The sequence below is a fragment of the Streptomyces sp. JHA26 genome (genome assembly GCF_002005565.1).
Taxonomy (GTDB): domain Bacteria; phylum Actinomycetota; class Actinomycetes; order Streptomycetales; family Streptomycetaceae; genus Streptomyces.
This window is the reverse complement of the sequence record NZ_BDJC01000041.1, coordinates 1-22,213: the sequence shown is the minus strand read 5'-3', so window position 1 is coordinate 22,213 and position 22,213 is coordinate 1. Positions and strand designations below refer to the sequence as shown.

The following is a 22,213-nucleotide window of genomic DNA, read 5'->3' as shown; positions in this document are numbered from 1 at the left end:
CGCCGCAAGATCAGGAGAGCGTGGAGTGAAGAGGTTCTACGGCAAGTACCGCGGCAAGGTCACCTGCAACGTCGACCCCCTGATGCGGGGAAGGGTGCAGGTCAGTGTTCCTGCCGTGCTCGGCAAGGGGCGGCTGTCCTGGGCCGAGCCCTGCGTGCCGTACGCGGGCCCTGGGGTGGGGTTCTTCGCCGTGCCGCCCGAGGACGCGAACGTCTGGGTCGAGTTCGAGGCGGGCGATCCCGACTACCCCATTGTGGGGGGTTGTTTCTGGGGTACCGGCGAGGCTCCCGCGTCTCCGGCCGTGCCCCAGGTCAAGGTGTGGAAGACGGACGCCGTGTCGATCACGTGCAGCGACCTGCCCGGAGGCGGCGGCCTCACCATCGCCGTCGGTCCGCCGGTCTCCGTCCTGCCGATGACGATCGCGTGCACGTCCGACGGCATCGAGCTGACCCTGGGCGCCTCCAGCGTGATGCTGAGCCCCACCACGGTTTCGTTGAACAAGGGTGCCCTGGAGGTCACGTAATGCCCGGACTCCTCGCTCACGACGGGGCCGTCACGCTGTGCGCGCACGCGGGGCAGGCCCGTCCGGCCGTCTCGAACCCCAGGGTCAAGGTCGGGGGCCGGCCGACCGCGCTGCTCACCGTCCCGTGGTTGGTCACCGGCTGCGCGCCGCCCAGCCTTCCGCCCTGTGTCACCGCCCAGTGGGTCACCGGGACGACGAGGGTCAGGTCGGCCGGTGTTCCGCTGGTGATCCAGGGAGGCGCCGCCGTGTGCGCGCCGTCCGGCGGGCCGCTGTCGGTGGTCGTCGTCCAGCCGCGGGTGCGGGGGATCTGATGCGTTTCGGCTTCCCCTTGCGCCTGGACGCCCGCGGCCGGCTCGCCACCGTGGACGACGAGGAGTACCTGCGCGGCCTCGTCGAGGCGGTGCTCTTCACCCGGCCGGGAGAGCGGGTCAACCGCCCGGACTTCGGCAGCGGGGTGGACCGGCTGGTCTTCGCCCCCAGCGGCGACGAACTGGCGGGGGCGACGCAGTCGCTGGTGCAGGCGGCGGTGCAGCAGTGGCTCAGCGACCTGCTGCGCGTGCACGAGGTCCGGGTCGAGGCCCGCGACGCGGTGCTGGACGTAACGATCCGCTACACACCGCTCGGCCGGGAGGCCGCCGAACCGCGGGTGCTGCGACTCACCGACCGGGGGACGCCGTGACCGGCCCGGGTGTGGTGGCCACCGCCGAGGCGACCGTGTTCGGCATCGACCGGGACCGCAGGCGCGCGCTGGTCGCGGCCACCGAGGACCCCGCGCTCGACGGGATCGACCACGTCGAGGTCCTCTCCAACCGGCCCGACAGCCCGTCGTACGTGCCGGGGGCCCCGCGGCAGCGCACCCTCGCCGTGCATCTGATGCGCGGTCCCGTGCCCGCGGACCTGGTGACCGGCCCGGACGGTGGCGCCGTCGTCGTGCTCGGCGGGGTTCGCGCCGATTCCCGCCTCAACCCGGTCGAGGTCGAATGGGCGCTCCCCGCCACCGATCTGACCTCCGCGGCCGGGGCGTCGGCGCCGGTCACGGAGGCCGACCGTGCGCTGGTGGCGGCGTGCGTGCCCGAGGAGGTGCGGGCGAGGGTACTGATCGTCAGGACGTCGTCACCCGGCGACCGGTCGACGTACGTCCTGCGCCTGCTCGGGCCGGCCGGAGCGGCCGCTCCCGCGGGCTTCGACGTGCCGCTGGCGCAGGCCCCGTTCACCTTCGCCGTGGACTGCCCCGCGGACACCGTCCGCGGCCGGCCGGCCCCGGTGCCGCCCGTCACCGCCGCCTCACCGGTGCTCGACTACCTCGCCCGCGACTACGAGGCGCTGCGCACCAGACTGCTGGACCGGATGGCGGTCCTGCTGCCCGACTGGACCGACCGGTCGCCGGCCGACATCGGCGTCACCCTGATCGAGCTCTTCGCCTACCTCGGCGACCGCCTGTCCTATCGGCAGGACGCGGTCGCCCAGGAGGCGGCGCTGAGCACCGCCCGCCGCAGGGTCTCGGTGCGCCGGCACGCGCGGCTGCTCGACTACCACGTCCACGAGGGCTGTTCCGCGCGCACCTGGCTGGCGTTCACCACGACCGCCGAAGTCCTTCTGCGGGCCGGTACCGCCGTGGGCGAAGGAGCGGCGCCGTCCGCCGCGCGCGACGGGGCGCAGGCCGACACGGCGGTCTTCGAGACCTGCGCCCCGGTGATGCTCACCCCCGCCAGGAACAGGCTTCTCCTGCACGCCTGGGGACAGGCGGACCACGTGCTGCCCGTCGGCGCTCGCTCCGCGTTCGTGGCGGTGGCCCCGGACGGCGATCCCGCACTGCGCGCCGGTGACGTGCTGGTGCTGGCCGAGCTGGGACCCTCGGGGACCCGCGCCGACGGCGATCCGACCCACCGGTACGCCGTCCGGCTGGACCGGGAACCGGTCGAGCACGTCGACGCGCTGGCCGGCCACGGTGGCGGTGCCGCTCCGCGGCGGGTGCTGGAGATCCACTGGCACCGTGACGACGCCCTGCCCCTCCCGCTGAGGGTGTCCCGGTCGGTCGGCGACCAGGCCGTGGGCTCCGCGGTCGCCCTGGCCAACATCGTCCTGGCGGACCACGGGGCCTCGGTCCACGACGACGTCCCGGTCCCCGCCCAGGTGCCGTGGGAGGGCACCTACCGGCCGTTCCTCCGCAGGGCGGGAGTGGCCTGGGCCGCCCCGGCGGATCCCGGACCGTCGAACGGGGTGCCCCCCGACCAGGGCTGGGAGAGCGCGAGCGCGGCTCTGCGTCCCGACCCGCGGCGCGCCGTCGCCCAGCTGGAGCTCGACGACGGCGCGCGCCGCTGGCTGCCGCGTCCCGACCTGCTGGACAGTGACCGGACCGCCGCGCACGTGGTGGTCGAGGCGGAGGACGACAGGACCATCAGGCTCCGATTCGGCGACGGCGTCACGGGACGCCGCCCCACACCGGGGACGACCATGACACTGCGGTACCGGCTCGGCGGCGGCTCCTGGGGCAACGTCGGCGTCGACACCCTCACGGAGCCCCTCGGCGGTCCGGACGGCGGCACGCTCGAGGGCGTCCGGGTCACCAATCCCCTGCCCGCCGCGGGCGGCCTCGACCCCCAGCCGACGGCGGAGGTGCGGGAACTGGCGCCCCGGGCTTTCCGCACTCGCCTGCAGGCGGTCACGCCCGACGACTACGCCGCGATCGCCGGCGCGGACGGCGCGGTGCGACAGGCCGTGGCCTCCTCCCGGTGGACGGGCTCCTGGTACGCCCAGCAGGTGGTCGTGGACCCGGACGGGACGGCGGACGAGCGGCTCTTCGACCGGCTGGCCGGCCTGCTGGACGTGCGACGGACCGCGGGGGTGGACGTCGAGTTCGCCGAGGCGGCCCTGGTCCCGGTGGAGATCGGCGTCGTCTGCTGCCTGGACGCGGGAACCCTGCGCGCCGAGGCCGGGCAACGCCTGCGGGAAGCCCTGTCCGCGTCGGTGCTGCCGGACGGACGCCGCGGGCTCTTCCACCCCGACAACCTGGGCTTCGGCTCGTCGCTGTACCTCAGTGACCTGATCGCGCAGGCCATGTCCGTGCCCGGGGTGGTCCAGGTCCATGTCGAACGCTTCTGCCGGGCGGGCGCCGGCGACGCCGCCAACCGCGCCGCTCTCGCCCGCGGCCGCCTGGACGCCTCGCGCCGCGAGATCCTGTGCTGCCGGAGCGATCCGGACAGCCCGGAGACCGGCTTCGTCGATCTGGTCGTCAGAGGTGGCGCATGACCGACCCGCTCCCCCGGCACGGCGACGGCCCCGCGGCCGCCGGCCGGCCGGAGCAGCTGTCCGCCCGCGTCCACGTCACGGCCCACGGCCGGTCCATGGCGAGGATGCGCACCGCCCTGGCCGCACCAAGCCAGCCCGTGGGGGTGCGCGCCCTCGCCCGGAGACCGCCCGACGAGCCGGCCATCGCCCTGCTGGACGCGTGGGCGGTCGTGGCAGACATCGTGGCCTTCTACACCGGACGGGTGGCGCAGGAAGGCTTTCTGAGCACCGCGACCGAACGGGAATCGGTCCGGGAACTCACCCGTGGCCTGGGGCACGAGCTGCGGCCCGGGGTGGCGGCCCAGGCCGAGCTGGCGTTCACCGTCGAGGATGCGCCGGGGGCGCCGCAGACCGTCACCGTGCCGCGGGGCACGCCGGTCCAGAGCGTCCCGAGCCCCGGTCAGACCCCGCAGATCTTCGAGACGGGCGCCGACCTCGAGTGCAGGGCCGCGTGGAACGCCGTCCCGGCCGTCGCCACCGTCCCCCAGTCACTGGGGTCCCGCCCGGCCCGGATCTGGGTCGAGGCGGCGGCGTCCGGGGTCCGGACGGGCGACACGCTGCTGGTCGTCACCCGCTCCGCCACCGGTGCACCGTCGTCGGCCTGGGCCTGCGTGGTGGTCACCGACGTGGCGGCTCAGCCGCCCGAGCACCCCGGCTGGACCCTGCTGTCGGTGTCCGCGGCGCCCGGCACCGACCTGCCCAGCGACACCCTCCTGCTCGTCAAGGGGGACCGCGTCCACCACTTTGCCCAACGAGCCGCCCTGTCCGGCTGGAATCTGCCGGACGGCGGCCCCCCCACGGACGGACCGGCGACGACGCCCGGGCCGCGAGGGGACGGGAAGCTGGTCCTGGAGCTGGACGGCGACGACCTGCGGATCCTGCCCGGCTCCTGGCTGGTCGTCGAGTGCGCGCGGCCGGCCGACGGCCACCCGGCGGCCGCCCCGGGAGACGGCGGGGAGCGCCGGCTGTACCGGGCGGTCTCCTCCTCCCCCTCGGCCAAGGCGCACCACGGCTTCGGCACACGGACCACGGTGGTGCGCACCGACGGCACCGCCCGGGATCTCGACCCGCGGAGCACGCTCGTGCACTGCCGGTCGGTGGAGCTGCCCACGAGCCGGATGCCGCGGACGGAACCGGCCACCGGACGGAGGCTGGAGCTGGTGGCGACCGATCCCGCGCTGCAGCCGGGACGCGTGGTCGTCGTCCAGGGCCGGGACGTCAGGACCGGCGCCATGGCCACCGAACAGGCCGAGGTCGTCGAATGCGCCGTCGACCCCACGGGCACCGTCATGACGGTCACCCTGGACCGGGAGCTGAGGGGCGCGTACGCGCCGGACACACTCGTCGTGCGCGGCAACGTGGTGACGGCCACCCACGGGGAGACGGTGACCCAGGTCCTGGGCAGCGGCAACGGCGAACAGCGGTTCACCGCGTTGCCCATCTGGCGCGGACCGCTCACCTACGTCCGCACGGCCGCCCTGGCGGGCGCCAGGAGCACGCTGGACATCCGGGTGAACGGCGAACTGTGGACGGAGGTGCCGACGTTGCGGGAGGCCGGACCGAACGACCGGGCGTACGTGGTGCGCAACACGGAGGACGGCACCGCGACCGCGGTCTTCGGCGACGGTGTGCGCGGTGCCCGCCTGCCGACCGGTACGGAGAACGTGACCGCGGCCTACCGGGTGGGCATCGGGGCCGACGGCGCCGTCGGCCCCGGTCAGCTGAGCCTGCTGCCGCGCCGCCCGCTGGGCATCGCGACCGTGGAGAATCCGGCGGCCTCGCACGACTGGGCTCCCGCGGAGACGCTGGAGGACGCGCGCGGCGCGGCGCCCCGTCGGGCCCGCACGCTGGACCGGGTGGTCTCGGTGGGCGACTACGAGGACTTCGCGCTGGGTTTCGCGGGCATCAGCACGGTGCGGGCCGACCTGGTCCTGGACGGCAGCCGGCGGACCACCGTGGTCTCGGTGACCGGTGAGGGGAACGAGCGCGTCGGTGAGGGGCTGCTCACCGACCTGGCCGCGGCGTTCCGGGACGTCTGCCCTCCGGGCGCCTGGGTGCGCGTGCTGCCGGCCGAGGTCCTGTGGTTCGGGGTGCGGGTGGGGGTGCTCGTCGACCCCGCGTACGAGTGGCCCGCGGTGGCCCGCGCCGTCGCCGCGGCGCTCGAGCGGCGTCTCGCACCGGACCGTCAGCGGTTCGGGACCCCGGTGACCGCGGCGGCCGTGACGACGGCGGTGCGGGCGGTGTCGGGTGTCACGGCCTGTGACCTGGTCCGGTTGCTGCGGCTGCCCGCCACCGAGAAGGGGGAGGTTCCGCTCCCGCCGGACACGGAGGCGGTACGGGTGCTCACGTCCTCCCCCGCTCACCAGAGCGCCGAGGGCATCTGCCCGGCACGGCTGGTGGGCCTGGCGCGGGGCGCGGTGGAGGTCGGGGTGATGCCCGCGTGAGCGGCACGGTGGACGGGGCCGGCGTCCAGGGTGACCCTGAACGGCTGTTGTCGCTGCTCCCGGCCCATGTACGCGCCCGGGACGAGCAGTCGGGCGGCGCCCTGCGCGCCCTGCTGTCGGTGGTCGCCGGGGAGCTGGACGTCCTGGAGAGGGAGCTCGCAGGTCTCTACGACGGCTGGTTCGTGGAGACCTGCGGCGAGGAACCGCTGTCGCACCTCGCGGAGCTGATCGGGCTCACCGAAGCCCTGCCGGACCTGGGCGAGGGGCACAGCTGGCGGACCGCCGTCGCCCACACGGTGTCCTACCGCCGCCGCAAGGGCACCGTCGCGGTGCTCGAGCAGGTCGCCAGGGAGGTCACCGGCTGGCAGGCGCGCGCCGTCGAGTACTTCAGGCTGCTGGCCACGACGGCGCACGTCAACCACGTACGCCTGGACAGGCCGGCGGTGGCGTCGCTGCGCGGGGCGAACCGGCTGGACCACACCGGCGGTCCCCACCTGCACACCGGCCGGTCCGTCGCCCCCCACGACTTCGAGCGGGGCGCCCTCGACCCCCTGACGCGGACCGCCGAGGCACGCGGGACCGCCTCGGGGCGCGGCCGCTACGGCATCTCCCGACTGGGCGTCTGCCTCTTCACCCTGCGCAGTCACCCGGTGGGGGACGCCGACGTGCCCGGGCTGTGGCCCGAGGCCCGGCCCGACGGGCCGGGCCGCTGGACCTTCGACGCTCTGGGCAGGCCCGCACCCCTGTTCGCCGCCGTGCCGCGGACGGAGGCGACGCGGGAGGAGAGCGCCGGTGAATCCGACCTGCCCGTCCCCCTGCGGCCGCGGAGACTGCACGCCCTGCTGGAGGCCGCGCGTCACGATGCGCTGGACGCACGGGAGTTGCCGCTGGCCGTCCGGATCGGCCGGGACGCGTCGCCGCTGCCGCCCGACCGGGTGCGGGTGTGCGGCCTGGAGCCCTTGGCGCCGGGGAACGAGGACCAGGCGTGCGTGGACCCGGTGACCGGCCGGCTGCTGCTGTTCCGCGGCGGTGCCCCGCTGAAGACGGCCGAGGTGTTCGTGCGGTACCACTACGGCGCCCTCGCCGAGGTCGGCGCCGGGACGTACGACCGGTCCGAGGGGTTCCACAGGGCTCTCGAGGCGGACGGCTACGGCGGCGAGGGGATCGACCGGCGGATCGACGTCGGCCCGGGCGGGGCGCCGTCGACGGCCGCGGGCGTCCACCGGGCGCTGGAGGCGCTCGCCGGGCTGCCGCCGGGCGCCACGGTGGTCGTCGCGGTCGGGGACAACGCCTCCCGCTCGGAGGACCTCTCCTTCGATGTGCCGGCGGGGGTCCGTCTGGTCCTGGTCGCGGCCTCCCCGCCGCGGCAGGAGCCTGAGAAGGGCTCGCAGGGGCGGTCCGTGGACGCCGCGTGCGTCCCCGCGGGGCTCCGTCCCCATCTGCGCGGCTCCGTCGTGGTCACCGGGGGGCTGGACAGCAGCCTGGTCCTGGACGGGATCGTCGTCGAGGGGGACGTGACGGTGCGGGCCGGGTCGCTCGCCCGGCTGGTGCTCTCCCAGTGCACGGTCACCGGCCGCGTCACGAGGGCGGCGAACGCGCTGCCGCCGGATGCGCCGCGGGCCCCCGGCGGGACCCGTCGGCTGGAGCTGATCCGCAGCGTGGTGCGGGCCGTGGACTGGCCCGAGGGCGTGCAGGCCATCGCGATCAGCGACTGCGTCGTCGACGCGGGTCCCGACGGGCCGGCGGTGACGGCGCCGGGGGCGCATCTGACGGTCCGGGCGAGCACCGTGCGCGGCACGCTGCGGGTCCGCACGCTGGACGCCGCCGACACGGTCTTCGACGGCCTCGTGCGCGTCGAGGACCGGCAGGAGGGCGGTCTGAGCCACTGCTACGTCCTGCCCGGATCCCTCACACCGCGCCGCTTCGACTGCGCACCGGCGAGCCGGGAGCATGCGCCGGGCGCGCCGGTGTATGCATCGGAGGAACCGGGCTCGCCGCTCTACCTCGCCCTGTCGAGGACCTGCCCGGACGCCATCCGCGAAGGCGGTGAGGGCGGCACGGAGATGGGTGCGTACCACCACCTGCGCAGGCCGTTGCGCCTCGCCGCGGTCCGGCGGCACCTGGCGTCGTACGTGCCCGCGGAGCTGGAAGCCGGGATCATCTGGAGCTGAGCCATGCACGGAGACTTCACCCGCTGGACCTTCACGCCGAAGGAGGCCTACCGCTCGGTTCTGCTGCAGCAGGGACGGGTGGTGCTGGACGCCGACTGGAACGAGCAGGCCGCGCTCACCGCCCACCACGACGAGACGCGCACCCTCGACCTGGCCGGGTGGGCCGGCGGCCCGCTCACCGGTGCGGGCTTCGCGATCGTGGGGGCGGACGGTGCGCCGGCCAAGGCGGCCCGGTGGGAGGACCTCGCGGTCACGCCCGGGCGCTACTACGTGGCCGGGACCCTGGTCGAGGCCGCCGTCCCACCGTCGGCCGCAGGCGAAGAGCGGGCCGGGTGGCCCCTGCGCGACCAGCCCCACGTGCGGGAGGTCGACGGCGTGCCCGCGCTGCCGGAGCCGCCGCCCGGCCGCTACACCGCCTTCCTCGACGTGTGGACCCACCTGGTGACCGCGGACGAGCGACCCGCCCTGCGCGAGGCGGCGCTGGGCGGTCCGGACACCAGTGGCCGTGCCCAGACGGTGTGGCAGGTGCGCGTCGCGTCCGAGGAGGCGCCCAGGACGCCCCGGTCGATGGCGGCCTCGCTCGGCACGCCGCGTGAGGAACTCGATCCGTGCGCCATGGCCCCCACCGGCGGTTACCTGGGTCTGGAGAACCAGCTCTACCGCGTGCAGATCCACCACCCGGGCCCCGATCCGACCTTCCTGTGGTCGCGCGAGAACGGCAGCGTGGTCGCGGGCGTCACCGGCATCGCCCCCGCCTCGGAGACCGAGCCTCTCTCGCAGCTGGCACTGGACCGTGAGGGCCGCGACGAGGAACTGTCCATCCGGAAGGACCATCTCGTCGAGGTCACCAGCACCGATCTGCAGGTCCGCCGGCAGCCGGGCTTCCTGGCCACCGTGACCTCGGCACGGGGCCTGCAGCTGACCGTCCGCTGGTGGGGCCCGGTCCCCACGCTCGCCCAGTTGGGCAGAACGCCCCTGGTGCGGCGCTGGGAAGGGCTGCTGCCGGTGACCGAGGAACACCAGGACCTGGAGAACGGCATCCGTGTGCGGTTCCCCTCCGGCGGAACGCCCGGCAGTGGCGACTACTGGCTGATCCCCGCCCGCACCAGCCGCCTGCTCCACGGCCAGACCTCGCAGGCCGGGACCATCGAATGGCCCCCCGGTACCGACGAGCAGGGTGAGCCCATGGCTCCCGTGGGGCCGGTGGTCCACAGCGCCCCGCTGGCCCTGCTCACCCGGGACGACACGGGCTGGACCGTGGAACGCGACTGCCGGCGCCTGTTCCCGGCCCAGACCGAGCTGGTCGCCCTCGACCTCGCCGGCGGCGACGGGCAGCAGGCGCCGCCGGGATCGCCGCTGCCCCAGCCCGTCCGCGTGGCGGCCCGCAACGGCGGGCTGCCGCTTCCCGGCGCCCCGGTGCTCTTCACGGTGGAGGGCGGCGGCGTGCTCACCGGACTCGACGGGGGCGGGACCGGACGAAGGATCACCGAGGAGACCGGCCCCGACGGGGTGGCCGCGGTGGCCTGGACCCTCGACCCCGATGGCGAACCGACCCAGCGGCTGACGGTCACGCTGCTGGAGCGCCCCGGGGCGGAGCCGGGGATCCCCCCCGCGCTCACGGTGACCGGCCGCCTCGCGATCGCCGCCCAGGTCGCCTGGCAGCGCCCGGCCGAGGCGGCGGCGTTCGCGGAGCCCCCGACCGTCCAGAACGCCCTGGAGCGGCTGGCGACCCTGCGTGAACTGCGGTTGCTCGGCGGTGACGGCCAGCATCTCGGTCCGCGGGACCGGGTGCTGCCGCAGCCGGTGCGGGCCGTCGTGGACAGCGCCTGCGGGCCCGTCCGGGGCGCCGCGGTGACCGCCACGGCGAGCGGCCAGGGACTGGTCGCCGTGGCCCGCCCCTCCGACACCGAGCCGCCCGCACCGGGGTCCGCGCCGTGGGGCGTCACCGAGGATTCCGAGACGGGCCCGGACGGCACGGTGGCGTTCTGGTGGCAGCCCGATCCGGAGGTCGCCTCCGACGTTCTGCACCTCCGCCGGCCCGACGGCCCGGACGCGCCCCTCACCGTCACAGCGCAGAAGTTCCTGGAGCGCGCCGTGGCGGACGACGTCACCTGGACGCCTCCCGGCCAGTGCGCGGACTCCCCTGCGTCCAGGACCGTCCAGGCGGCACTGGTGTGGCTCGCCGAGCGGCGCCAACTGCGTCTGGTGAGCGGCGACGGCCAGTATCCGCGGGTGGGCAGCCGAATCCTGCCGCAGCCGGTGCGGGTCCTCGTGGACAGCGCCTGCGGACCGGTCCGGGGCGCCACGGTGATCGCCAGGGCCAACTCCGGGGCCCTGGTCGCCGAGGCGACCGGCGGCACGCCCCCGGCCCCCGGCTCCTCGGCCTGGGCCGGTACGGGCGAGGGCGCGACGGGTGAGGACGGGACAGTGGCGTTCTGGTGGCAGCCGGTGCCCGGCGCGGCCGGGGACACCGTCGGGCTCCGGCTGGAGGACGGCGACGGCGCCGTGGTCACCGTCACCCTGGCACCGCGACCGGGCGTCCACATCACGGCGGTCAGATGGCTGCAGCCCGGGCCAGGAGCCGAGCAGGAGTTCCGCAACGACGACACCGTCACCACCGCCACGCTGGTCGGCGGGATCTCCGTCGTGCTGGACCGGCCCATCGACCTGCGCAGCATCATGAACTCCGCCACCGACCGGCGGCCCAAACCGGTGTGCCACGTCGCCCTCGACCTCCCGGCGCCGCTGCTCAACGAGTTCCCGTGGGCGGTGCTCCCCAACAACCCCACCATGAGGTACGTCCAGCTCAGCACCATCGTCCTGCCGCCCGCCCCCTTCGCCGCCGACGTCTCGGACCAGACGATCCAATGGCGCCCCACCCAGAGCAACACCGTCGACGCCTCGGCCACCAAGTGGCTCACCGAAAGGCTCCCGGGCAGACTCCGGGAGCTTCCCGACCCGCTCCGCCCGATCACCGGCCGCTTCGTCATCGAGGGCTCGGCGATCGTGGCCAAGGACGATCCGGGCCTGCGGCTCAACTGCCATGCTCCCTACGTCCTGGAGGGGGACCGCACCCGGCTGCTCCTGCCGACCGACGACGCGGTCCCGGGGGGCCGGTTCGTGCAGTGGTTCCGCCTGGACGCCCCGTAGCGCTCGTCACCTCGGGTGGGACGACGGGGTCGTCCGCCGCTGCGTGCCGGGGCGATGCGGCGACGGGAGGACGGACGTGCAGGCGATGGCGTGGCGGCGCGCGGGCGGACGGTCCGCCGTCCCCGGCCCGCTGTCGGTGAGCGATCCTGCAGACACGTCGGAGCGGCAGGCGAACGACGCCGCAGGCGCGGTGGTGTCCGGCGGCCCCTACCGGGTCGCCCGGAGCCGCCCGCCGGCAACGGCACGCCGTGGGGCACCGACCACTCGGCGGCAGGCCCTCGCGCGGAGGGCGGACCCGCGCCGGCGGGTTGGAGAAGGGCGCGGGTACCGGACGGACGTCCTGCGGAGCGCTCGGGACCCGTTTCCGGCGTTGTGCCGGCAAACGGCGGACACGCCCTGGACCCCTCGGGGCGGACGGAGAGGGAAGAGGGCTTCGAGCACGATTGCGGTGGCGTACGCGTACAGCGGAGGAAAGGCATCGGAGCCGGCCCGTGCCCTGGGGCACGGGCACACGCCCTCGGGCGGGACATCGTCGTCGCCCGCGGGGGATCCGTGAACGTCCCTGAGGGCCGGCACCTTCTGGCGCACGGACTTGCCCACGTCGTCCAGTACGGCGCTTCGGGGCGTGCGATCGTCTCATGCCAGGAGGGACGCGATCAGGAAAGGCTCCCGCGCGACATCGGAGACCTGCGTTCGACAGTTCAAGCCATTCCGGCTGACCAAACACGGGCCAACCGGGCGGCGCGGAAGCAGGATTTCATCGCCGTCGCCAGCGATCCGGGCAATTTGCTTGATTTTGGGCGTATCTACCAGATCTGGCTGCGCCACTGGATGGACGAGCAGACTCAGGCGCGCCGGGAGTGTCGGGACCTGGATGACACGCTCCGCAAGGCGGGCATGCAGGACTGTGCCAAGAAGCGGCCGAAGTTCGAGACCGGCGTTCGCGATCTCCACCCACGTGAACACGAGGCCGCTGCGGACCGGTCGGCCGCTGCCGAGCACTACGGTTCCTTTCTTGCTGGAGCCCACGGCCGAGCTCTTTCCGACCCCAGCCTGAGCCGGCCAAATGCAGTCAGAGGATGACTCGGGCGGGGATCATGATGCGAGTGGCGGAGCTTCACAGTCTGCGGGGGAGCCGCGAGAACCGATGGTGGCGACGGCCTGCTCGACCAAGACTCGGCTCTTCGTGAGACCGATCGGCGGCGTCGTGTCCCTGGGGATGCGTCTTCCAGCGTCCCCAGCACGGGATGCGGACCGTGCTCCCGGTGCCTTGGTATCCCTTGCCGGCCCAGCACTTGACGCAGGCGTCCGCGAGCGTGCGGATGATGCCGTGTCAGCGGGCCGCCAAGGCGTCATGGCGGCATCGGCAGAGCTGGCGAGGCCCACGGTAACCGGCCGGACGGATCGGCCAGGACCTGCATGTTCATCCGACGCTTTTCGCGCTCGTCCCGAACCGCCGAGGTCAGCCGGTTCGAAGATGCCGGGCGGCGCAATCTGCGCTTAGATGGTGGAGGGCCCGATCAGGAACCGATGGGCCCGCCGGTGTGGTGCGTATTCCCCACCGGCGTGCGGGCCCCTGGCCAGGTGGCTCTTGCCGCAGCCAGTCGACCCCAGGCCCAAGCCCTCCTCCATGGGGAACGAGGAATTGGTATGAAGTGCGTCCGTGTCCGTACCACCGCTGTCGCAGTGGCAGCAGCGCTGAGCCTCCCGCTGTCGCTGGGCGTACTGACGTCCCAGGCATCGGCCTCCGACTCGTCGCCAGGTGCCACCGACACAGCGTCGCCGTCACAGAGCGAGCAGCCCTTCGGTCCAGGCTGTTCCATGCTGCCGCAGAGCGGCAACGGAAGTGCCGCACAGATGGCGCACGAGAGCGTCACAACCGCAGTGGACAACAATCCGAACCTGTCCATGCTGGCCGATGCCATCAAGAAGACCGACCTGGCAAACACCCTGGACGGTCTCAAGGACAGCACCGTCTTCGTGCCCACCAACGACGCGTTCAACAAACTCAGCGCCACCAAGAGGGACGCGCTTCTCAACGACCGTGCTCAGCTCAAGAAGGTGCTGACCTACCACGTGGTCGAGCACAAGGAGATCACCAAGGCACAGCTCCCTCATGGCACCTTCACCACGCTTGAGGGCAGCACCCTCACCACCTCTGGCTCCGGTGACTCCTTCAAGGTCAACGGGAGTGTGCCGATCGCCTGCGGCAACATTCCCACGAAGAACGCGACGGTATACATCATTGACGGCGTTCTTGTCCCGCCGACCGCCACCCCATCGACATCGTCATCCTCGTAGAGCTCGTAACACGATCACGATCCGGGCTTCTTGAGGCGTGTCCACGCACACGCAGGTCGGTGGCGGTGCGTGCCCCGAAGGCGCGATGTCCTTCGGGGCACGCGGCAGGGGTTCGGGTTCAGGCGTTGTAGCCGCCGTGGGCGTCCAGCACCGCGCCCGTGACGTACGACGCGGCGGGGCTCGCGAGGAAGGCGATGGCCGCGGCGATTTCGTCGGGGCGCCCCATGCGTTGCAGGGACAGCGAGCTGAGCAGGGCCTTGAGGGTGTTGGGGTCCGGCGGTTGCATGCCGCTGTCCATCAGCCCGGCTTCCACGACGTTGGCCGTGATGTCGCGGGGCCCGAGGTCCCGTGCGACCCCCATGGTGTACCTCTCGATGCCTGACTTGGTCGCCGCGTAGTCGGCAACGCCCGGGACGCCGACCCGGGAGCCCAGTCCGGAACTCACGGTGATGATGCGGCCGCCCGTGCGCAGCACTCGGGAGGCGGCCCGGATGACGGCGATCACGCCGAGGTAGTTGGTGGCGTGCATCCGGTCCAGTGCGGCGGTGTCGGCGTCCGGGTCGTCCACCGTGCGGCCCTGCTCCACCGAGATCGCCGCGTTGTTGACGAGGATGTCCAGGCCACCGAAGTGCGCGACCACGTCGTCGATCAGCGCCGGCGCCCGGCTCGTGTCCGCCTGGTCGGACTTGAAGGCGACGGCCTTGGCTCCCCTGCCGTGCACCTCGTCGACGACGGCCTGCGCCCGCTTCTCGGAGCTGACATAGGTGAAGGCGACGTCGGCGCCCTGCTCGGCCAGTAGCCGTACGGTCGCGGCTCCCAGTCCGCGCGACCCCCCGGTGACCAGGGCGACCTTACCCGTGAGTGGCTTGCTCACTCTTCTCACCTCGCTGATCGATCTTTTTCAACAGTCGCAACTTTAATTGTTACAACAGCCCGTTGCAACCTTCACCGTTACGACTGCGTCGTCGCAACATGAACCGTTGTGACCGAGAGGAGGAGCTCACGAGCGCCAACAGCAGGCTGACCATCGCCGCCACGCGCTGGCCTGGTTCGGCCTCTACCAGCGCCAGGGCCATGAGGTCGCCACCTCCGAGCAGATCGCGACCAGCGCGAACACCCACCCCGTAGTGATCAGACGGCTGCTCGGCGAGCTGCGCGGGGCCGGGCTCGTGAAGTCCCGGCGGGGGGCGCCGGCTGGTCGCTGGCACGCGAGCTGGAGTCGATGGCCCTGCTCGACGTGTACGAGGCAGTGGAACCCGGCCCGCTGTTCGCCATGCACCACACCACCCCGGACCAGGGATGCGTGGTGGGCCACGGCATCCAGCCGGCAATGCAGAGCATCTACGAGGGCATCGAGGAGACCGTGGGCACGAGCTGGCCCGCATCACGCTTGCGAACGTACTCCGGGACGTACTCGCAGCACCTCGCTAGGGCCTGTCCGGCGGAGTCATTGTCCGCGGCAGGTGAGCCCGGGCAGTGATCCACTGGACGCGACTGGGAAGGAGGCGTCAGGTCATGGAGAACTTGGCGACGTACTCGTCGAAGGGCTCGATGCCGACTTCCGCACGGAGTTCGTCCATGCGGTCGGGCTCTTCACAGGGCCAAGGAACCGGCGCCCCGTCCTTCATACCAGCGATCTGAGTTCCGTAGACCTGCTTGCGGCCCTCATTGACCAGCGTGCGGTCGCGCAGGAAGGCCAGTTCGCGCGGGCTGGCCGAGCCTGCCGACACTGCCTGCCGCATCAGCTGGAGGGCGCGACGCTGAACGTCGAGCTGCCGGTCGGCGTGCTGAGCGATGAGCCATGCCGCGCGTGCGGCCTCCTCGCCGACCAGTTCCGCCGTCGGCCAGCCGTACTCCTCCATGATCTCGTTGAGCCGGTCGCCATGCCGAGCGGTCAGTCGCCGCCACGCCAGCTGCTCGGCGGGGTCATCGCTGTTCGCGCGGACTGCCAACTGGTGATCGGCCGCAGCCATATCCGCCAGTTCCACGGCCAGCGCGGCAACGTCGTGCACCACTCTCAACTCCCAGGTCGGATCCATGCGTTGCGTCCGCCTGCAAGCCTAGAGGCGCGAATCGGGTGTAAAGATCATTCCGAAGAACGGTGACAGACGCATCCCTGCACCGAGATAATGGGTCTACCCCCGAAGCCAGAGCCGGATCGCTGCGACGGTCACGGTGCCCTGGAAGACATAGACACGCTTGTCGAACCTCGTCGCCACGGCCCGGAAGTTCTTGAGGGCGTTGATCGTGCGCTCTACTTCGTTTCTGCGTTTGTAGATCGTTTTGTCGAAGCCGGTGGGCCGTCCGCCCTTGTTGCCGCGGCGTTGGCGGTTGGCCCGCTGGTTCTTCGGCTCGGGGATGGTGTGCTTGATCTGCCGTCTGCGCAGGTAGCGGCGGTTACGCCGGGAGGAATAGGCCTTGTCGCCGCCGAGGTGGTCCGGGCGGGTGCGCGGGCGTCCGCCGCCGAGCCGGCCGACGCGGATGCGTTCCATGACGGGGATGAGCTGCGGGGCGTCGCCCCACTGGCCCGGAGTGATCAGCAGGGCCAGGGGGCGGCGCCCGCCTTCTCCAGCGAGGTGAATCTTGCAGGTAAGGCCGCCCCGGGAGCGTCCGAGTCCCTCATCCGGGCGGTGCTGCCGGGGCGTGCGTCTTTTCCCGGCACTCGCGGTGGTTTCTTGCGTGCCCCGGCGGCGTGCTGGTGGGCCCGGCAGGTGGTGGAGTCCACGCTCACCATGGACCAGTCGATGCGGCCCCGGGCATCCGCGTCAGCCAGGACGGCCGCATAGATCTTGTCCCACGTGCCGTCCGCCGACCAGCGTCTGTGCCTCTCATGCACGGTCTTCCACTTGCCGAACCGCGCAGGCAGATCCCGCCACGGCACCCCAGTCCGGTTCCGGTACAGGATCCCGTTGATGCTCCTGCGGTGGCTGGCCCAACGCCCGCCGCGCTGGCCGGACTTGGGCAGACGCGGCTTCAGCCGGGCCCATTCCTCGTTCGTGGGATCTCCCCGCCCCATGAACATGCCAACGTGCCGGAGTGCGGGAAGTCACATGATCCGCCGGACAGGCCCTAGCCTCCCCGTCACGCCCTGACATCACCCGGGTCCCCATCCAAGCCCAGGCCAGCGAACAGCCTGGCGACCAGTCACGCCGAAGGCCGTTGCAGTGTCAGACCGTGTCCTACGAGCTCGTAGCTCGATCTTGTTGCAATGCCCTGGTCCGGCGTGACCGATGTGACGATTCCGCCGTTCGGGAGGATGTGAGCACCCGGCCATGGATCGCGGACGACGACTTGTGGGCGCTGATCGAGCCGCTGCTGACACCCTGGCCGAAGAAGTCGCCGGGCCCACGGCCGGTGGCGGACCGGCTGTGTCTGCAGGGCATCCTGTACGTCCTGCACAACGACATATCCTGGCAACTCCTGCCGCTGGAGCTGGGATCCGGTTCCGGGCGGACCTGTTGGCGACGCCTGGAGCGGTGGCAGCAGGCCGGGGTCTTCGACCAGCTGCACCGCATCCCGCTCGCCGAGCTGAACGCGGCCGGCGAACTCGACTGGTCCCGCGCGTGCGTGGACGGCTCCTACATCCGCGCGGAAAAAAGGGGGGCTCCGACACTGGTCCGTCGCCCGTCGACCGACGGAAGACGGGGAGCAAGCACCACCTGATCCGCGACGGACGCGGCACCCCGCTCAAGGTCATCACCACCGCGGCCAACGTCAACGACGTCATCCAGACCCTAGCCCTGGTCGACGGCATCCCGCCCGTGGCCGGACGGCGCGGGCGTCCGCGCCGCCGCCCCGACTCGCTCCCCGGCGACAAGGGCTACGACTCCAACCCCAACCGCCGAGAGCCGCGCAAGCGGCGGATCTCGCCGGTCATCTCCCGCAAGGGCGCCCCGAGCATCAAGGGCTTGGGCAAGCTCCGCCACGTCGTCGAGCAGACCTTCGCTCTGCTCCACCAGTTCGAACGCCTTGCCGTCCGTTGGGAACGCCGAACCGAACTCCACGATGTTTTCGTCTCGTTGGTCTGTAGCCTCATCTGCTGGAGACGCCTCAAGAAGGTCCGCCCATGATCGTGTCACGAGCTCTTGGGAGAATCTTCCGCCGACTCTTCGGACTTACCGTCGCCCTGCGCCCACCACAAGCGACTCCCCTGGCCCGGAACGCTTCACTTCAGTACCCGTGGGGCGGCCGGTTGGGGTCGAACTGCTGGACCTTCTTGGCGAGATCGGAACCGTCGACGGCGACGCCGTACCGGGTACGGACGTACCGCATCGCGGCGGCGATGCATGCCACGGGGTCGTAGATGTTCACCGAGGTACCGGGAGCATGACGCTGGGCAAATGTTTGCGGAATGCACTGCACGATACCCCTGGAGCACTGGAAATGTGTGAGTGAACCGTTCAGCCTCACGATCCGCCCGTCGCCCAGATAGCCGTCTCCGAAGTCCTTGACCTTGCTGAAGCCAGGAGGCGTTTTGGCATTGGCGTCCCACAGGTTGCAGGCGTTGGGGTTGCCGGACGATTCACGTGCGACGGCCGTCCTGAAGCCTTTCACCCAATGGCTGCTCGCCTGGACTCCGGCTGCTGTACTCGCCTGAGCGACCCAGTCCTCCAGCGTACCCTCGGGTGTGCACCGATGGAACGTCACCTGCTTCGGGTCGATCTGCCCCATGGCATCCAGGCCTGCGGCATCTGTCGTCACGCCCACCGGGAAACCGGTACGCACCCGGAACAGTCCGGCGCGCTGCCCGAGTTCCGTCAGCGACTGCATGCCGGGGGTCCCGACGGCGTCACTGCCGGAGAGGTGCAGCATCGTACGACGAAACTCGTCGTAAAGGTTCTGAGTGGCGGTCTCGAAGATCCCGCGCTCATCGGCCACGTCCGTATGCATGACCCTCTCCAACCCGTCCTGCACCAGAGCCACATCGGCCTTCGGGCTGGCGTCCCCGCCCGGCTGCGCCCGCTCCTCCCGGGCGCTGTGGGCCGAGGCCCAGACCACCTGGTTCAGGCTGACCCAGAGCTGCTCTGCCGCCGGGGACGAACCCGCCCTGACGTTGAACAGCTCCGACTGCTTGCCCAGTTCGACCAGCTCCTGCGTGCCGGGAACGCCGTGGCTGTCCGCTCCGGAGCAGCCCAGCTTCTCCGTGCGGAACCGCTCGAAGAGTTCCTGCGTCTCCGCCTCGAACACGGAGTACGGGTCGCCCGGGGCGACACCCATGACCTTTTCCAACGCATCCTGAAGGAGGGCGACAGCGTCCGCCGTGGTGCCGTCGCCGTTTTCCGTGGCCTGCTCCTCGGCGGTGGGGTGAGTGGCCGCCCAGGCGAGCTGGTTCGAGGACATCCACGGCAGTGCCTCTTCGACATCTGCCACGGACAGTGCGTCGGACTCACCATGGGAGGAGGCGGCAGTCATGTAGGTATATCCGGGTTTATCCTTCAAGCCCGGATCTGCCGTGATGATCCACTCCGAGAATTTCGGCAGCCCGTATCCGTAGAGATGACTGTCCCGACGGGCGCGCTTTTTCAGGTAGACCCCGTTGCCCTCGGACGAGCCGTTGGCATTGGTGTTCCCTTCGATGGTGTACGCATAATGTGCGTCATACTCGTAGACAAGCCCGACGTGTTGGCCTCCCGAGGGACCGAAAAACACCATCGCCCCGATTGCAGGATAATACGAGAACCTGCTGCTGCTCTTGTACCAGTTGACAGCCGTTGGGCATGAGGCGGTCACAGGCGCCAGACCCTTCACACCGGCCTGCTGGAAGGCCCAGGACTGAAAGGTCTGACACCATGCCTGATTCTGTGACCACTCCAGTCCAGGAACGGCGGGGGAAAATTTCTGGTGGTTGTTGTAGTGGCCGTTCGAGAAACCTTCACGGTATCCCACTTCAGCCTTCTCGATGGCGATGAGGCTGTCCGTCTGACTCATTGCTTTCCCTTCCTTTCCCGCAGCCTTCGACCCCAGGAAAACAAGGGACACGAAGACGCGCGAAGGAACGCTACGGGCATTTAGCTACCGACCACCAGGATTACACGGCCGTTATATCCATGTTATCGCCGGTGGCGTGGCGTCGCATCCCGCCCTCGTACCGACATAAAACGGTTTGGTTTTTGGTTCGTTGGTGGTGTGTGAGTGATCTGATGGGGGCGCCCGATATCCGTCGCCGTCGGCACAGGAGGCCGGCATGTGGTGGGCGAAGTGGCGGAGCCTCGGTGCTCGGCGGAGGGGAGCGGCTTGCTGCTCGACTCGTCACCGGCGACCTCCCCTGCAGGTGTGGGCATCACCGAAGATCATGGTCGCCCCACCGGCGGCGCCGGCGGGAGAGGCGGAGGCGGAGGGTTCGGCCGGGCCAGCCCCGGGGCCGGGGCCACTGGGTACGGGGGTGGCGGTGGCGGGGGCACCTCCAGCGGATTGTCCACGAGCTCGCCGATCGTTTTTCGGATCTCGTTCTGTTCCTCCTCCGAGAGCTTGTCGTATTGAAGTTCGGGAAGGGCCGCGATGACTTCATCGATGTTCTTCCGGCGCTCCCTCACCGAAGCCGGTTCGTCGGACTCCAACCCCAAAAGCAGGCTCGCGATCACCCCTACGGAGGCGCCGGCGATGCGGACGAGCAGCGCATCAACGGCCATACCCCCTACTGCTTCTCCCACGAGTTGCTGGGTCTTTGCTCCCACCGCGCGGTACAGGTACAGAGAGCCCGCGACGGCCAGTATCGTGATCAGCATGCTTCCCACGGTTGCCGATCCACGCGTCCCCGTCAGGCGGATCCCCCGTTGAAGAATGAGCTTGCCGAACGCTGCCTCCCACTCGGCATGGCTGGTGAACAACCGCATCAGGCGGACATCGTAGGCCGTCAGCCCTCTGCTGAAGAGTGAGGGAGTGAATCGAACTCCGCCCATGGCGTTGAAATTGGAGACGACCTTCACATATCTCTCCGCGTTCAATGCTCGGAGCGCCGCAGCTGCCTCCTTGCTGGCCCAGTTCGAGCGCAGCCACTCCTTGACCTTGCGAAGGTTCTCCGGGAACTGGGGCCCTGACAGGGCAGGGGCGTCAGCGATTCCCCGCGCCAATGACTTGTTGTCCATGAGCCATACGACATTTTTTCTCGGGTCCCACACCACCAGGTCGATTCCCGTCGTGGTCAAGGCCTTGGACGCGTCGGGAAGCACGACATAGCCCATGCGGTCCAACGCCTGGCTGAGGTACAGCTCCCCCAGCTCGCCCACTTTGTGTGCCTGCGGCTGCTGCCGCTGCAGGCCGACCGTGTTCACCCTTCCGGTCACCCTGGCCTGACGGCCACCAGTGACGCTTTCGGCGGCCGCTTGCGCCTCGTCTTCCAGTGACTCCCCGCCGGCCGGCGCGAACGCTGAGCCCCGGACACCCTCGAGCGCGGTCTCCTGCTGGATCACATGGGCCAGTTCGTGGGCCAGTAACTTGTCCCCGCCGCCGGTGCTCGGCCTGTACTGTCCCGCGCCGAAGACGATGTCCCTTCCCACCGTGTACGCGGTCGCCCCAAACGCATGTGCCGACTCCGCGGCTCTGGCGTCGGCGTGGACCCGCACCTGGCCGAAGTCGTGGGACAGACGGTCTTCCATCCGCGTGCGTGTGGCGGTGTCGAGAGGCTGCCCGCGGGACTGCAGCACGTCGGGGACCGCCGCTCTCATGGTGGCGGACTGCGTGTTCGTCGAGTCGTTCCGCTGCTGGGGCGGCGATGGCGCCGCGGCCGACGTGGGTGTGCGAGCGATGGCCGTGCGGCCGGGAACATCGTATTGGACGGTATGGGGAAGTTCGCGCACGGGTAGACACCGGTTGCCTGCACCACGGACGGATTCGCCCGCTCCCAGGGCGATGTCCTGTCCCACACTGTGCGCCCGTGGCGACAGGTGGCGTGCCATGTCGGCGGCCTTGTGCCCACCGTGCACCCGCACGCGACCGAAGTCGTACCCGAGGGCCCCCTCCGTCCGACTCCGCATGGCCGCATCCAGTGGGTGTCCACCGGTCGACGGGACAGCACGCACACCGGCCGTACGGCGCCCTCGCAAGCGGCCCGTCGGTGCGACCGCCTCATCGGTTCCCACCCGACGTACCACCCGCATCTGACGGGCGAGGACACTGGCTTCCCGCTTCACGGTGTCATCGGTGCTGGTGACGGGAAACCCGCGTGCGGACCGCGTCGAGCGAGCCGCGCGCATGGATTCTGCGGCAGGGGGTCGTAGGTGAAAGGGAACATTAGCTTCCCTCAGAAGGAGCCAGGGTCATGGAGGGTTCTCCTACAAGCCTGTCCCCGGGCTCAGCTTGCCGCCACATGTGGCCGGGAGGCGTCGGGCCTTGACCCC

At 71.2% G+C, this 22,213-nt stretch carries 15 protein-coding genes and 2 pseudogenes; 11 read left to right on the top strand and 6 right to left on the bottom strand.

Going from position 1 to position 22,213, the window contains the following annotated elements:
- The first annotated feature begins 25 nt into the window (after positions 1-25).
- The 8 genes from JHAT_RS23290 to JHAT_RS23255 are packed head-to-tail and all read left to right on the top strand — an operon-like array spanning position 26 to position 12,659.
- Positions 26-523 carry a phage baseplate assembly protein V gene (locus tag JHAT_RS23290; protein ID WP_077800209.1) on the top strand — a complete coding sequence of 166 codons (498 nt, stop codon included), beginning with the start codon at positions 26-28 and terminating at the stop codon, positions 521-523.
- Positions 523-834: a hypothetical protein gene (locus tag JHAT_RS23285; RefSeq protein WP_077800208.1), complete on the top strand. Its 312-nt coding sequence runs from the start codon at positions 523-525 to the stop codon at positions 832-834. The genes JHAT_RS23290 and JHAT_RS23285 overlap by 1 nt, the downstream gene beginning before the upstream one ends.
- Positions 834-1,202 carry a GPW/gp25 family protein gene (locus JHAT_RS23280; RefSeq protein ID WP_077800207.1) on the top strand — a complete coding sequence of 123 codons (369 nt, stop codon included), beginning with the start codon at positions 834-836 and terminating at the stop codon, positions 1,200-1,202. The genes JHAT_RS23285 and JHAT_RS23280 overlap by 1 nt, the downstream gene beginning before the upstream one ends.
- Positions 1,199-3,772, top strand: coding sequence for a hypothetical protein (locus JHAT_RS23275; RefSeq protein WP_077800206.1), 2,574 nt, complete (start codon positions 1,199-1,201; stop codon positions 3,770-3,772). The genes JHAT_RS23280 and JHAT_RS23275 overlap by 4 nt, the downstream gene beginning before the upstream one ends.
- Complete coding sequence (locus JHAT_RS23270; RefSeq protein ID WP_077800205.1) at positions 3,769-6,255, top strand: hypothetical protein; 2,487 nt, start codon at positions 3,769-3,771, stop codon at positions 6,253-6,255. Before JHAT_RS23275 ends, JHAT_RS23270 begins: the two co-directional genes overlap by 4 nt.
- Complete coding sequence (locus JHAT_RS23265) at positions 6,252-8,426, top strand: hypothetical protein (RefSeq protein WP_077800204.1); 2,175 nt, start codon at positions 6,252-6,254, stop codon at positions 8,424-8,426. The genes JHAT_RS23270 and JHAT_RS23265 overlap by 4 nt, the downstream gene beginning before the upstream one ends.
- A 3-nt stretch (positions 8,427-8,429) precedes the next feature.
- Positions 8,430-11,576, top strand: coding sequence for a DUF6519 domain-containing protein (locus tag JHAT_RS23260; RefSeq protein ID WP_077800203.1), 3,147 nt, complete (start codon positions 8,430-8,432; stop codon positions 11,574-11,576).
- Positions 11,577-11,630: 54 nt separating this feature from the next.
- Positions 11,631-12,659 (top strand): DUF4157 domain-containing protein, encoded by a 1,029-nt coding sequence (locus JHAT_RS23255; RefSeq protein WP_107481999.1) that lies wholly within the window; start codon positions 11,631-11,633, stop codon positions 12,657-12,659.
- A 57-nt stretch (positions 12,660-12,716) separates the two neighbouring features.
- Here the strand turns inward: JHAT_RS23255 and JHAT_RS35455 are convergent.
- Positions 12,717-13,012 (bottom strand): annotated as a pseudogene (locus JHAT_RS35455) (IS5/IS1182 family transposase); the annotation flags it as partial.
- A 214-nt stretch (positions 13,013-13,226) separates the two neighbouring features.
- On the opposite strand from JHAT_RS35455, the gene JHAT_RS23250 reads away from it, so the two are divergent.
- Positions 13,227-13,877 carry a fasciclin domain-containing protein gene (locus JHAT_RS23250; protein WP_077800201.1) on the top strand — a complete coding sequence of 217 codons (651 nt, stop codon included), beginning with the start codon at positions 13,227-13,229 and terminating at the stop codon, positions 13,875-13,877.
- 118 nt (positions 13,878-13,995) lie between these two features.
- On the opposite strand, the gene JHAT_RS23245 is transcribed toward JHAT_RS23250, so the two are convergent.
- Entirely contained in the window at positions 13,996-14,751 is a 756-nt protein-coding gene (locus tag JHAT_RS23245; protein WP_077800200.1) for an SDR family NAD(P)-dependent oxidoreductase, read from the bottom strand.
- Between the two features lie 166 nt (positions 14,752-14,917).
- On the opposite strand from JHAT_RS23245, the pseudogene JHAT_RS23240 reads away from it, so the two are divergent.
- Positions 14,918-15,357: pseudogene (locus JHAT_RS23240) on the top strand (Rrf2 family transcriptional regulator).
- A 28-nt stretch (positions 15,358-15,385) separates the two neighbouring features.
- Here JHAT_RS23240 and JHAT_RS23235 read toward each other — a convergent pair.
- Both JHAT_RS23235 and JHAT_RS23230 read right to left on the bottom strand, forming a co-directional pair.
- Positions 15,386-15,916: a DUF6624 domain-containing protein gene (locus JHAT_RS23235; RefSeq protein ID WP_375603581.1), complete on the bottom strand. Its 531-nt coding sequence runs from the start codon at positions 15,914-15,916 to the stop codon at positions 15,386-15,388.
- 96 nt (positions 15,917-16,012) lie between these two features.
- A protein-coding gene (locus tag JHAT_RS23230; RefSeq protein WP_107482002.1) for an IS5 family transposase occupies positions 16,013-16,893 on the bottom strand; the annotation gives its coding sequence in 2 pieces (ribosomal slippage) (positions 16,013-16,533 and positions 16,533-16,893; 882 coding nt in all).
- Between the two features lie 242 nt (positions 16,894-17,135).
- Between JHAT_RS23230 and JHAT_RS23225 the strand changes: the two genes are divergently transcribed.
- Positions 17,136-17,947 (top strand): IS5 family transposase gene (locus JHAT_RS23225; RefSeq protein ID WP_375603580.1). Its coding sequence is split into 2 segments (ribosomal slippage): positions 17,136-17,486 and positions 17,489-17,947, totalling 810 coding nucleotides; the frame shifts between segments, so codons are not numbered across the junction.
- Between the two features lie 100 nt (positions 17,948-18,047).
- On the opposite strand, the gene JHAT_RS35845 is transcribed toward JHAT_RS23225, so the two are convergent.
- Together JHAT_RS35845 and JHAT_RS34730 are read right to left on the bottom strand one after the other, a co-directional pair.
- The gene (locus JHAT_RS35845; protein WP_077800199.1) at positions 18,048-19,805 is read right to left on the bottom strand and encodes a hypothetical protein; all 1,758 of its coding nucleotides are present in this window, start codon (positions 19,803-19,805) and stop codon (positions 18,048-18,050) included.
- 362 nt (positions 19,806-20,167) lie between these two features.
- Positions 20,168-21,973, bottom strand: coding sequence for a DUF4157 domain-containing protein (locus tag JHAT_RS34730; RefSeq protein WP_375603582.1), 1,806 nt, complete (start codon positions 21,971-21,973; stop codon positions 20,168-20,170).
- Between the last annotated feature and the right edge of the window lie 240 nt (positions 21,974-22,213).